The organism is [Mycoplasma] cavipharyngis, from assembly GCF_042984175.1.
Lineage (GTDB): Bacteria > Bacillota_I > Bacilli_A > Mycoplasmatales > Mycoplasmoidaceae > Mycoplasma_N > Mycoplasma_N cavipharyngis.
Map to the genome: position 1 here is coordinate 707,003 of NZ_CP155569.1, position 14,397 is coordinate 721,399.

Consider the following 14,397-nt stretch of genomic DNA (forward strand, 5'->3'; position numbering starts at 1 on the left):
TTGGAAACTATAAACTATTATTATTGCTAAACTTAAATGAAGGAACATTAACTTGAAAACTAATAGTTCCAGAAGTTGCATCTTTAGTTAAGTTAGTAATATACTGTTGATTAACATTGTGTAAATCACTATGATTACCATTAATAATATCTGCTGTTGTTTTAGATGAATCAGCTAATAAATTACCTAAATAGTTGGTTTTAAGGGTGGCTGCAATTTTATCTTTAGTTATTTGATCATACCCATCTAACTGGTCCTTAATCAAATCTTGAATGCTCTTAGGTGCAGGCAGAAGGATTGTGTTTGATTCTGATTGATCATTTTGGTTTTGCTGCTTAGTCTTAGCCATATCCACATCAGTTCAAGTGCCTGTATTAGTATCAGATTCCACCTGCAACTGCCCCTTAACAAAGCCAGTCACAGTTTGATTAATATTTTGATCAATTGTTCGTGTTTCATTTTTAGTTGCTTGAACTTCATGATTTTTAGGCAACAACCTTCCATTTGCAGAATATCCTGGCAGATACACTTTAAACTGATACTTTAGTGTACCACTAGTATCATCAAAGTCTAATTGCACTTTAGTGCGATCTAGTTGTTGTAAATAAACTTGATCAAATTGTTTACTTGATTTTCAAAACTGGTTTTTTCCAGTTAAAATATTTTCAGCACTAATAACTTGAGCAAATTTGTTTTTGTATTGGCTTAGGTTGAGGTTATTGTTAGTGTTAGTCCCTGCTGGACTCTTCACTTCTTTAGCTAAATTTCCCTCATTCTGCAACTCACTCTCTACCTGATTCACGACATAAAAATAGCTCGTATAACTATATAACCCATTAGTATTAGTATAAGCTGATTTGTATGGGGTATTCTCGCCTTGTCTAATCCCAAAACTACTAGGTTGCTTAATATTTGTCAATCATAAGTTAGGTGCAAAACCAAAAAGTGCTGAATTGTTGTTGTTAGTGAAAAATGCGCGCAAGCCTGGAACAACACCGTTTGCATTTGGATTAATAATATCAGCATTGTTATTTGTCAACTTCAAAAAACTGATTTTATTATTCACTCCAGTAGTATTGTTTAAAGTTTGCCCACTAGGACTTAAACTAATTGTTTGATTGACATTATCTGTAGTAGTTGCATCATAAAAAACATTGCCATCATATACAGGTGTGTATGCTGATCTACGGTGAGATCTAGCAAAGCTTTTAGCACTTACTAAATAAGTGCGAAATGGTTTATAGCGGGTTCAGTGGATGGGGTGGTTTGCTCCGGCTGATTTGTCATTTCCAGTGAAAAAACTGGAGCTTCAATTCCCACTAAATTGTCTCACCCCCCATCAGCCATGAGGGTCTTGTCCGTTTTTTCCACTAATAAAATCACTAATGTTGGGGGGATGGTGTTATTGCCAGATGAATCTTTAAACTTCTTAAAATCACTTGCTTTAGGTACGGTTCATTTGATGCCTTGACTATTATCTGATCCGTTTTTATAAGATGTACCCGCATAAGGATCAGGTTGTCCCTGTTGGTTCCCTCCATTACTAGTCATCTGGACATTATTATCCCACATGTTCCCTTCAGTCCCATCAGCCCTACTATCCTCCTTCTGCTCAAACAACCCATAACCATTAAATGATCTTATAGTATAAACACTATAAGTGTTTCAAATGTAGCTTGTTCCTGGTAAATATTGTTTAGTTTGTCCAATTTGATTAATTCAAGGATAAATACTATCAGGTTCAGGAACTAGTAGTTCAGCATTGTTATTGTCTGAGAAGGGACCTTTTTGGTCTCTTGAAGCAGAATTATACTTACTAATAATATCTTGTTGCTGCATATAATACCCTGACATCTTAAAATCCTCACGCCCTACAAACAAGTTGACACTTTTAGTTTGAGGAGCAATAATTGCATTTGGATCATAATTCACATTGCTTTGACTAAAAATCATGGGCGCAACTAAATGGTTGTTAGCAAAGTTGAAGTAGGGTTGATTGCCTCCAGAGTCAGCCATCATGTTGTTATTAAGACCATTATTAAAAGTAACATTACTATCAAACGTGTTATTACTATCTGGCACATCATTAAAATTACCAAAAGTTAGTCCTTTAATTGGAAAAGGCATTGACCTTCATCTAGCTACTTGCTCATCTGTGTATTTTCAAGATGAGCCACTCTTCTCACTTGTAGCATACACATTAATTCCATATGGGCCACGAATGCTTGGATCTTGGATTGGAAGTAGACCCGTTGCATTATTTGATTTGTTCAACGAATATCATGGAATGCCATACACTCCTAGTGGATCTTTTTCTGTTCCAATTCCTAATAAGTTGTTAGCAAGATCAAAGTAGGCGAGCTTAATTTTTAAGTAGTATCTAGGGATTTGTTGAATTTGGTTGTTGTTTAAGGAGAAGTATCTTGGGACACCATCTTTAATTGGATTGGTGTATTGGGCTTCTGCTTGGGATTTGGTGACATTATTAGAATTTGCCCTAGTTGTTTGATCTTTAGAAGAATTTGGGTTAGGATCTTGACACATCTCTGTGTCACTCTCATTACTTGCATTTGCACACCAATCAAACGGATCAAGCACATATGAACTAACATCAATCATTTGCTTTAAATGAGCATTATTAGCACTAATTTTATATAGTTTTGGGAAATTGGTTTTTTCAAACTTGATGGTGTACTTACTAAAATCATTGTTAGATAAATCAATTGTGTGTAAGGATTCTCATTTCAGAACGGGATTAAAAATTGAATCAAGGTTGCTTAAACTTAAGTTAGATAAATCAAGACTAGTGATGTTAGCTAATTGGGTTTTAGCAAAACTGGAATTGACTCCTAAAGAATAATTTTGATCAGGATTAGCTTGTTTTAGAGCATTAACAACTTGATTGGCAATTAGGGGGTTGTTGAAAATTGAGATGATTGGTTTGGCGTCTGTATCTGAGTCAGGCCAAGTTGGTTGGGTGGAAGAAGTGGTTGTTTGAGCTTGAGTGGGGGAGGGTGCTTACCTGAAAATGCATCAACAGTTAAATTAGTAATTTTCAAACTAGTATTTTTAGGTAATCAGTTAGATTTAACCAACTGATCACTATTTTGATTCTCTTCTCATGCTTGACTCATAGCTCCACCTTGCTGCTGCTTAATCATCCCTGTGCTCTGATCAACCACCCCTTGTTTTAGTAAAACAAGCGGCTGTAACTTCTTAATATCAAGCTGATAATCATAAGCTGATAAGGATTTGTTAGCCTGATCAGGCTTAATCTCATAATCAAACACATTAAAGGTGTTAATGCTAATGTTTTGATTAATATTAATAAAACCATTGGTTGAACTACCACTAATTTGGATGCTAAAACTTAGTTTACCTTTTAAATGATCAATAATGATGTTTGAAACATATTGGTCTTTATTTGTTAAATAGTCTAATAAGAAGACTTGGTGATCTTTGATTAAAGGATCAGCTGAGTTAGCAATGACTGAAGAGGTGGTGAGATTATTGTTCATTGGGGTTTGACCACCATTACTTCCCACAATTTGATTTCTCTTATCTGCATCAACTTCCAAGCCCACAAAACTAATGCCAAAATGAGTATAAATCCATTGTCTTGCTGCATCTTCATCTTCAGGAACAAACTGGTTAGGATAATTATTCTGATCAGAATTAAAATCAGCCACAATCTTTCTTGTTGGATTAACTGAACTAGCAGAATTAGAACCACCCATCCCCTGCTGCTTACCCCCAGCCACAAACTCCACTTTCTGCTGCTTAAACCCACTTAATGTAATATCAACAAGCTTTACCTTCTGATTAAACTGGTCTTTAACATCAAAAGATAAGGTGACTGATTGAGCATTTTCATCTACTGATTTAACATTAATGACATTAACTTGTTGACTAATAAAATTTTTAACATAAGCTGAAGTGTCAGCTCACTCACTTAAATGGTTTTTTAAGATTTCAGAAGTAATCGTACTTGCAAAATAGTTTTTCAGATTAGTTGTTGTCTTAACATCAAAAGTTCTGGTGGAAGAAGCTCCACCATTCTTTGGATCCAATCTATAATCAATATTTTGAACTAAATTAAAATCATAACTATAGTTTCAGTTTTGTAATGGTGCACGAATCACTAGTTTAATTTTGTTGTAGTAGAATTTGGTGGTGGTGTTATTACCAACAGTATACTTCAACAAGCCTTTATCAACCCCTAATGGGTGGATCGAAGATAGTGTTGTTGTTGTACTTGAACCATTGGCAACTGTTCAATTGCCTGCACCCACTCTTCCATTATAATAGGGTAGTTGACCAATTAGTTGGGTTAGTGGTTGTGTGCCATTGTTAATGGTAGACCCACCCCCTTGATTACCATTATTATTAGGCACCCCATTACTCTCACCTGGTGAATAACTCATTATCATGTTATCCCCATTCTCAGGCAAACTCAAATCATAATCAAGCCCATTAGCATTCGCATAAAAACTCGTTCAGTCAACATCTTTTCATTCAGCTGGAGTTATTTCTTTCCCATCTCCATACAACTTAAATTCTAGTTTTTGTGGATGAGTTCTACCACTTAGTCTACCATTATTAGACCCTCATGAGTTTTGGTTGTTACCATTTTGGGGTAGTGTTCGTGTGAGTAAATAAGGAATAAAGGAGTTGAATGATTGATAGGCGTCATTATCACTAAAGTTGGAAGTACCAACTTGTTTGTATTTGTCATTGGAGGGGGAAGAACTTCCCCCTACCATACCACCCCCGTTTCCTGTGGAGGGGTCTCCGCCCCCTACCATGCCACCCCCGTTTCCTGTGGAACCCCCAAACCCTGGTAACACCAACCTACTAGAATCAGACTCATCCACATGAAAATCAAATGCATAAGTACTAGTTTGCCCTTTAGATAACACTTCATTATCACTTAGTTGATTAAACCAGTGAGCATAAATCCAGCGATCAAGTGCAGCAGTGGCTCATAACTTGTATGAGCCATAGGCGGCTTGATTTGTTCCAAAAAGTTTCAACCCATCAATGTTAGCACCATCAAACGTATCAACCACATCAGCCACTTGATAAGCAAAATCACGGTTAATGCCCCCTAAATAAGTGTGGCTGAAAAAGGGTGTTTTATCTCCTCCAGTAACCAATCCCGCTAAATTCGCTCCAACTCAAATTCGGCGAAAATAAGGGTTGAAGGTGGTATTGTCTGAAGAAGATCCAATTTGGTTGTTTCATGGAAAGATGGGTTTGCCCATCACATTTGTTGGGTTGTTTTTGATCATAATGGTTTTAGGGTTAGTCCCTGTGGGTTGTGGCATGGCAGTCCCTCCAGAACCACCCCCACTATTTGGACCTCCGGTCATTCCCCCACCAGAAAACCCATACATAATATTCCCTTCTGGACCTTCCCGATCGTTTGCACCAACCGTCAACTTCGGTCATAAATACCAGCTGTCAGTTTGTTTTTGTTGTGGTCAAAAATCAAGCAACTGGTTGTTAGCAAAACTAATTTTAGGTAAAGTTTGATTGACATCTGCTAAACCCACTCATTGGATTTTGTCGTTGGCAAGACCTTCACTACCAAGACCAAACCCAGCTGGCTTCTCATTCACCATCCCCGTACTATAATACTTATTCCAATTCGCTGGATTGGGTCCAGGTCCGTGACCAGCATTATAAAACCCTTGTTGATCTCCTGCCACCTTCATTAATGATAAATGATAAAACCAGAACTGCAAGTAAGGTAGAGGTTTAATCCCTAATGGAGGAACATATTTGAGTTTGTTACTACTAAAATTAATATTAGTAAATAAGTTGGGAGATACGGAAATGGCTTCAATTTGATTATGACTAAAGTCAATATTATTAATGTCTTTAGTGATCATTAAGCGAACTGAACCAAAGTTGAGGCCTTTGGAACGATCATTAGCTTGTTTGCCTTGGATGAGACCATCTGAGTCAGTAGTAATGCCACTTGCTGAGTCATACATGTTATTGCCTGTGTTGTTGGCATTAGAAGAACCATTCACCTGATTAACATACACTCCTCCTTCCTTATTATTAAAATAAAAGTCGTCAGATGAGATGGCTGCAAGAAAGGTGGAGTAGTCAGAAATGGTTTTGGGCGAACCATTAGCAATGGTTCCAGAAGAAGACCCAGGGGTGCCACCCCCACTACTACTACTACTACTAGTAGTAGTAGTAGTAGGCAAATGCCCATAAGTTTTCTTAGGAAGTTCTGTCATCAACCACTTCATGATGGCTTTGACTTCATCCCGATTCATAACATCACTCGCATCATAAGTGTAGGGTTCTTCAGTAGAAGAAGCAGAAGAAGAAGAAGAAGAAGAAGAAGAAGAAGAAGAAGAAGAAGAAGAAGAACCAGAACCACCTTGGTTCTGACTATCATCAGTAGAACCCAACCCCTTCCCACTACTTCACAAACTTTTTAAGTACTGATAATAATCGTATTTGTTGGTAGTAGAAGAAGCAGAAGTAGCAGACCCCCCATTCCCCTGGTTCATATTCATATTTGCAATCTCACTATCACTCAAATACCCCGTATTTTTCTGATTCATCCCATAACTACTAAAATTACCAATCACCCTAATTTGATTATGAGAAGCACTAATAGTTTTAAGTGCTGGAAAATTAGTAAAATTAACATTAGGAAAATAGTGTAATTGATTATCATCAACTTTAAGTGTACCAATCCCATCATATAAAATGTGATAATTAACTTTTTGAGTAATTGGATCAGGTTTAACACTTGCAACAAGATTGTAAATGCCAAGACCCCAGCGAATATAAGGATTAAAAATTTCAGCAATACTAGTTAAGTTGTTATTTGATAAGTCTAAAGTTAAGTTGGGCTTGTTTAAAATATTTGGAAAAAATAATTAATATTTTTTAAATTAAAAATTACATTTAATTTTCCTAAATTATCTTTTATTAATCAAGCATTAGTTTTTTATTGTTAATGATAAAATAAAAACAATAATATTTTTTATTTATTTTTTCATTTAGTTTTTTGAAATCGTTTTTAACTAATTAATTGAAAAAAGATTTTTTTATTAATAATGAAATTGAAAAAGTTTTCAAAAAACAATTCAATATTTTTTAATAAAAAATCAAATTTAATTTTTCTAAATTATTCTTTATCAATTAAACAGTAAATTAATCAAATTATTTATTGTTAATATTTAAAATAAAATCATTTAAATTTTTATTTATTTTTTGAAATTTTCTTAATTAACTAAATGAAAAAAAGGTTTTTTTATTAATATGAAATTGAAAAAAAGTTTAAAAAAACAAATTTTTTTATCAGCAACACTAGGGTTAATTTCTACTAGTGTGTTATCTGCGTGTGCACCTAATTACAATGGCTTAGTTCGTTCTAAAACGAATTTAACATCTAATCGAACTAATAATCAACCTAATCAATCATTATTACCAAACTTTCCTTCTTTGAATAATGATAATAATTCAAATAGTAGTGATACTAATGACAATAATAGCAGTTCATTAGATGATATTTTAAATAGTAGTGATGAAACTAAGTTAAATTTTTCTAACAATTTTTATCAAACAACTAAATTTCAAAGATCGTCTGATATTGACTCTAGATTTCAAGGATTTGATTCTGATTTAAATCCTGAATATATTTTAAATGCTCCAAAATATAAAGATATTATTACTAGTTTAACTAAAGAGCAAATTAGAAATGATATTTTAGATAACTTAAAATATTTAGTTTTAACTAATAGTAAAATTAAAATTGATTTTACTAATTTAAAACTTGATTTTCTTCTTGAAAAACCTAATGATAATTTACTAATTAAAAACTTTAAATTAGTTTTTAGTCTATACAACCAAAATAATCAATTATTAAATTTATTTAATAGTGTGATGATTCCTGCTTATGCACTAACTCAAGTAGTGATTCAATTTAATCAAGCACAAATTAATCCCAACTTGAAGAAAAATAATGCTTCAGATGGTAAAATTGATCAATTTTTTTCAGCCTGAACTGTTGATAGTAATGAAAATGATATTAGTGCTAAATTAAATAATTTAAAAGTTGTAGTTGGTGATAATAACAACCAAATTTTACAATCAAGTTCAGTTCAATCAAACTTAAGTTTTGTTGAACAAACATTGCATCATTTAGATTTTATTTTTGCTCGTAGTTTTGCTTTAAACACTTATTACACACGATTAACTACTGGCTTTGATTTTGCTAAATTAAATCAAGAAACAACTAAAAATATTAGCAATTTAACTTCTCAAGAAATTAAAGCCGATTTAAATCATAGTGAAATTAATTTAACAAAAATTTATTATGTTAATTTAGTTAAAGATATTTACAACATTCTAAAATATTTTTCAATTAAAAATGTAACTCAAAATGATGGTAAAACTTATTCATTAATTGATCTAATTTATAATGAACCAACTTCAGAAGGAAGAAAAAAATTATTATCAGGTTTTGGCATTCCATTAACAGCAATTAATTTAATTGCAAGTTTTTTGATAATAATAATAATCGACCTGATTTAAGTGATATTTACACTTTTATTGAAGCTTTTGTTGATCATAATTTAGCTAGTTTTATTTATGATCATCTAAAAATTCGTTTAGACTGAATTCAAGATCCAGTGATTAATAATGAAATTCCTAATCAACCTAGAGTTTCTTTAAAATACATTAAAACAGTTGAATTGGATCATGATTTAACTATTGAATTAAATACTAAAAAACAAGTCACTGCTAAACCAGATAGTAGTAATGGATCAACTACAAATGATTCAACAACTGAAAATAATGAACAAAAACCAGAACGAAAATATGATGTTAGCAAAGTATTAAATTTAAAAGTAATTTTAGGTGCTTTTGGCCTTAATTTAAATGATGCTAACAATCCTTTAAACTCAATTATTACAAGTGTTGCTAGTGATTTAGATTTAAGTAACTTACACATTCCTAAAGGGACAAAAATTAGTACAACTTATGAAGTGAAAGATGGTAATTTATCACTTTATATGGCAAAAACATTTGATCATAAAATTGCTAATAATTATACTTTAGGATGACAAGTTGATCAAGTCCATTCTTCAACTGATTTATCAGAATTATATCAATTTTTAATCCCATTTTTTAGCAAGTTAAATACTGTGCAAACTAAGATTAGTAATACAGATTTTATATCTGCGCGTGGTATTTTTAGTGTAGTTGAAAAAGTTAAAAAATTTGATCTAAAAGCATTGTTTGAAATTTTGACTTATTTTTATGTTCCTAAATCTCAATCAAAAAATACTAAATCTAAAAATTGAATCACTAAAGAAGGTTTAAGTGAAACCGAATTGCAAAATCGTGTTGAACGTCCTGTTGAAAAATTTTTACGTTTACTATTAGCAAAAAAATTTGAATTTTCTAATTCACAAATTACAGCATTAGTTTCTAATGCTTTTTATGATTTACCTAAAACAATTAATCATCAACCACTTTATGCTGAAATTAGTTCAATTGCTCAAGATGATTTGGTTGCACCTGATTCAGATGATAATCAAAATTTAGACAATAATCAAGATTCAGTTGTTAAAACTAGAACTAAAAGAGAGGTTGCAGATTTAACAGATTCTCTCGATTCAGTAACAGATACAAATTTAACAGATTCAAATAACACAATTTCTTCAAGTTATACTTCAAATGATCAATTAAACTTAGATCAATTAGTAACTAATGCTCAACCAGGAATTTTATTGGATGATATTTCAAATGAATCACATCAAAATCAAACTAATTTACAACTAATTTGAAAATTAGGTGATCAAAAATCTTTAGCTGATAATTATCAAAATTTTTATTCAAACACCACAGCAAGTATCAATGGTACAACTCGTAATAATCAATATGAAAAAATTATTAAAACCATTACTAATGATAAAGATGTTATTGATTCAAAAAATAATGAAACAAAGCCTGATTTATTAAGTAAATTCGAAACTGCTGCGATTACAAGTTATACTAATCCACTAAATCCTTTTTTAGTTCCATACGTATCAATTTTTCAATTACCATTGTTTGCTGTTTTCAATGAAATTTTACAAGGTGATTTTGTTAAAGGGCATGCATTAAGTGCTTCTAATAGTGTAAAAAATACTTTAAAAGGATTAATTAATACAGTTGTTTCACTAAGCCCTTATTTAGTTTCAACAAACTATCCTCTAAATCCTGATCAAATTGGTGTTTTAAAAAATAATAAATATAGTACCGAATTAGAAGATCGACAAACTAGTGTAAGTAAATTTATTGCTCCTAAAACTGATTTTAATAAAGTGAAATTTCCTAGTGCATGTAAAATTGTTGATGAAACGCAAAAAGGTTTTTTTAAATCAATTTATAAAACTTTCCTTAATTGCAAATAATCAAACAATAATATAAATCAATAAACACTTCCTTAAATTAAATTAATCAGGAAGTGTTTTTTATTTTTTAATTATAATTCTAATACTTGATCAAAAGATTTTTTCTGTGCTTCATCTAAATGATGACTCACATAAATCACTGTTTTATTTTTGTCATTTAAAAGATTGTTTAAAATTAAATTAGCATTCTTTTTATCTAAATTAGATAATGCTTCATCTAATAGCAAAAAGTTTTTTTGATGAAAAAAGATTCGTGATAAATTAATTCTTTGTTTTTGACCTAATGATAAAGAACTTTCAACATCAAAATCGATATTATCATAATCTTTTTGATTAATTTCATTTACCAAATTAACTGATATTAAAGCATTAACAAAACTATTTTGATCTTTTGTCTGATCTAATACAACATTATTAAAAATTGTATCTTTATAAATAAAAGGATCACTTGATAAATAAGTTAATTGATTTCTTAAAAAGGCATCATTAATTTTTTTAATTTCAGTATTATTGATTTTAACTGAACCTTGATAATCTAAATTCAAGCCCATAATTATTTTTAAAAGTGTGCTTTTACCAACACCAGATGGACCAACAATGGCATATTTTTTGCCTTTTTCAAAAAGATAATTAAAATTTTTAAAAATTGGTTTATTTGCTAGTTCAAGATTTAAATTAGTAATTTTAATTTGTTGAATTACTTCATTAAAAATTGGATTTTGATCTTGAACTAAATTTAAATCTAATTCAGCAATTACTGGTTTAGTGCTTTTAATGCTAGAAACATAACCAAAAAAACGCGGAACATAATTAGCAAATTGAGGAAAAGTAGTTAAGAAGAAAATGAAAGTTGCTATTTTTAATTGTTGATTAATAACTAAATAAGCAATAATAATTTCAGCAGAAATACTCACAAAAATTAAAGATTTTTCTAAAATAAAGTCAATTATTGATCCTGTGTTAAATAAAGTTCTTTTTTTCTTAAAATTATCAGTAACTTCATTAGTTATTTTTTCAATAATTAATTTTTGTTTGTTTTCAAAATACAATCTTGAATAACCTTCAAGCAAATTATCCAATTTACTATATAAATTATTTTCAGCTTTATTACTTAATTCAGTTTGTTTTGCTTTAGTTTTAGTTAATGAAATTAAAGGTAAAGCTGAAACTAAAATTAATGCACCTAAAAAAACTAAAACTAAAGGATCAAAAACAAAAGTTGATAATAAAACAACAAAAATTAAACTAATGATTAAACCACTAAGACTAGCAAATGATCTAATTACATTGTCAAAAATTTGTGAAGCATTTCTTTGAACTAATAAAAATGGTTTAGTTGGTTCATAACTACTAAAAAACAACTGATTAGCACTTAAAAATTGTTCTTCAAGTTTTTTAATGACAATGATTTTAAATCTATTTTCTAATTTATAACCACCAACCCAAAAAAATCAATTGAAAACAATAACAATAATTGTAATTAAACTATAATAGAGTATTTGATAATAAAATTGATTAGTATTATTAAAAGATTGATTAACAAATTGATCTAAATAACTAATAATTATTGATAATAACGCACTTATGGTAATTTCTAATATATCAATAAAAACAACAGCTAATAAAAAAAGTAAAAAACTAAACTTTGCGTGTTTTCAAATTAATTTCATAATTAATTTTCCTTACCATTAATTCTAATTACTTGATCATATAAAGCTGCTTCTGAACCTAAATGATGAGTTACATTAATTAATAATAAATTTTGATCAGCAAAAATTTCTTTAATAATTCCTTGAACATTTTCTTTATCTAAATTAGCTAATGCTTCATCTAATATTAAAACATTTTTGTTTCTAAAAAAATGTCGAGCAAAATTAATTCTTTGTTTTTCACCTGTTGATAAATCATTAATTATTGCTTTATTATTTAAATTAGTGAAATAATATTCATTAGAAAATTGTGCTCTTTTTAGTGCGTTTTTTACTTCTTGTTCTTTATTATCAGTTCATAAACTAACATTATTGTAAATACTATCTTGAAAAACAAATTCTTTAGCTTCTAAATAAGTAAAATTATCATAATAAGTTTTTTGATTAATTGATTTTAATTCTTGATCATTAATTAAAATTTGCCCTTGATAATTATTAATTTGTTTAGTAATTAAATTAATTAAAGTGCTTTTACCAACACCAGATGGTCCAACAATGGCATATTTTTTTCCTGCTTCAAAAACGAAATTAAAATTAGTAAAAATTTCGTTTTGATCATCATATTTAAATGATAAATTTTTAAGAGTAATTTTTTTAATGTTTAAGTTTTTAGTTAGATAATTATCTGCAGTAGTTGGTTTTAAGTTTTTAATAAAATCAAAATATTTTAAATGAGCAATAAAACTATATAGTCGAACAATTAAACCTCTAATATTACTATTAATTATAATAGAAATATTAACAACTAAAAAAATCGAAACTGAAATAGATACTAAATCATGATAATTAATTAATAATAGTTCTAATACAATTGCAAATATAATAAATGTTAAAAATTGAGTCATTGCTTGAATCAACTCAACAAATACTAAAAGACGATATCCTCTAAGTCATTTTTTGTTATATTTTTCTGTTGTACTAATTAATTTTGAAAAGAAGAAAAGATTTTTTCCTAAAAAATAAAAAAACTGATATTTTTGAAAAAAATGACTGATGTTTTCTGAACTTTGTTGTAATATTAAATAATTTTTTTGATATTTAGAACTTGATATTTTTGAAAAAATTAAAAAAGGTAATAAATTTAAAATCAAAATTAATCCAATAATAATTGTTGCAATAATAGGATTTAAAATAAAAATTAAAATAGTTCCTCCTAAAATTCCAAAAAATTTAGTAAACAAATCAAAAACAACATCAATTGTTTCACCAAATGCAATTTCATCAACGTTTCTAATATTAGCAAGATAAAATGATTTTTGTTTAGTGTTAAATTCTCTAATGTTTTGATTAGTTGTCTCATCAATTAAATCAAACATTAAATCAGCATTAATTTGTGTTAATAATTTATTTTTAGAAAATTTTGCTATATAAAAACTAAAAATTCCAAAAACAAAAACCCCAATATCAATTCAAAGAATTAAAAATAATTGACTTAAATCACTACTAGATGTTGTTGTTGCAATACGAATTAGAAGCGATGTTAAATAAAATACAACAATTTCTTCAACTACCATTATCAAACAAACTAAAAAAGTAATAATTGTTAAAAAAGGATATTTTTTAAAATATTTAAAAATGTTTTTCATATTAAATTTTAATTTTTATTATAAATAAATTTTAAAGCAAATTTAATTCCGTCAATCCCTAATAAAAATTTATTATTTTCAATTTTTGTTCCATCATATTCATAAATATGATTTTGTTTAGACATTACTTCAATAATTAAAGATTGATTAATTAATTGGTTATTGTCAAATTGAATATTAAAAGTATTGAAATAAAATTTTTTGACAAAAACAACACCAATAATTCCAAAACCTAACGATATTTTTCTAGTAAAAAATAAATTAATTTCTTGAAATAATTTATTAGTAAAATCTTTGTATGATAGATCATTCGTTTTTATATAGTATAAAGAAAATATGTATAATAAACCAGCAATTCCATTTTGTAAATATGGTGAACTTTTATTGGTTTCAAAAAAAATATCAATTTTTAATTCATTTATAACAACAAATGATTTCTTAAAATTTTCAAATCATTTTTCAAATTCTTCTTTTAAAACTTGTTTATTTGTCTCATTTAAAATTATTGACAATATTTTTAAATACTCTTTTTGAACTGGATCATTTTTAATCTCTTCATCTAATAATTTTGTTTCAATTTTTATTTTTTTATTTTCTAAAATTTTTTTTCAAATTAAATCTATTTTTGATAATTGATTTTCATTATTTGTTTCTATAGACAATATT

General features: G+C 28.8%; 8 protein-coding genes. 2 read left to right on the forward strand and 6 right to left on the reverse strand.

The window, feature by feature from the left end; translation table 4 throughout:
• Positions 1-7: 7 nt before the first annotated feature.
• The 3 genes from MCAV_RS02855 to MCAV_RS02865 all read right to left on the reverse strand — a co-directional run bounded on the left by MCAV_RS02855 (position 8) and on the right by MCAV_RS02865 (position 6,587).
• The gene (locus tag MCAV_RS02855; RefSeq protein WP_391591626.1) at positions 8-1,333 is read right to left on the reverse strand and encodes a hypothetical protein; all 1,326 of its coding nucleotides are present in this window, start codon (positions 1,331-1,333) and stop codon (positions 8-10) included.
• Positions 1,219-2,619 (reverse strand): hypothetical protein, encoded by a 1,401-nt coding sequence (locus MCAV_RS02860; protein ID WP_391591627.1) that lies wholly within the window; start codon positions 2,617-2,619, stop codon positions 1,219-1,221. Before MCAV_RS02860 ends, MCAV_RS02855 begins: the two co-directional genes overlap by 115 nt.
• Before the next feature lie 290 nt (positions 2,620-2,909).
• Positions 2,910-6,587 carry a hypothetical protein gene (locus MCAV_RS02865; RefSeq protein WP_391591628.1) on the reverse strand — a complete coding sequence of 1,226 codons (3,678 nt, stop codon included), beginning with the start codon at positions 6,585-6,587 and terminating at the stop codon, positions 2,910-2,912.
• A 706-nt stretch (positions 6,588-7,293) separates the two neighbouring features.
• Here MCAV_RS02865 and MCAV_RS02870 point away from each other — a divergent pair.
• Together MCAV_RS02870 and MCAV_RS02875 are read left to right on the forward strand one after the other, a co-directional pair.
• Complete coding sequence (locus tag MCAV_RS02870; protein ID WP_391591629.1) at positions 7,294-8,568, forward strand: hypothetical protein; 1,275 nt, start codon at positions 7,294-7,296, stop codon at positions 8,566-8,568.
• Between the two features lie 98 nt (positions 8,569-8,666).
• Positions 8,667-10,436: a hypothetical protein gene (locus MCAV_RS02875; protein WP_391591630.1), complete on the forward strand. Its 1,770-nt coding sequence runs from the start codon at positions 8,667-8,669 to the stop codon at positions 10,434-10,436.
• A gap of 71 nt (positions 10,437-10,507) precedes the next feature.
• Here the strand turns inward: MCAV_RS02875 and MCAV_RS02880 are convergent, their stop codons facing one another.
• From MCAV_RS02880 to MCAV_RS02890, 3 genes are read right to left on the reverse strand one after another with little or no spacing between them, the layout of a single operon-like run.
• Positions 10,508-12,106, reverse strand: a complete 1,599-nt coding sequence (locus MCAV_RS02880; protein WP_391591631.1) for an ATP-binding cassette domain-containing protein — start codon at positions 12,104-12,106, stop codon at positions 10,508-10,510.
• A gap of 2 nt (positions 12,107-12,108) precedes the next feature.
• A complete protein-coding gene (locus MCAV_RS02885; RefSeq protein ID WP_391591632.1) occupies positions 12,109-13,731 on the reverse strand; it encodes an ATP-binding cassette domain-containing protein in 1,623 nt (540 codons plus the stop codon).
• A gap of 8 nt (positions 13,732-13,739) precedes the next feature.
• Complete coding sequence (locus tag MCAV_RS02890) at positions 13,740-14,393, reverse strand: hypothetical protein (protein WP_391591633.1); 654 nt, start codon at positions 14,391-14,393, stop codon at positions 13,740-13,742.
• Positions 14,394-14,397 lie beyond the last annotated feature (4 nt).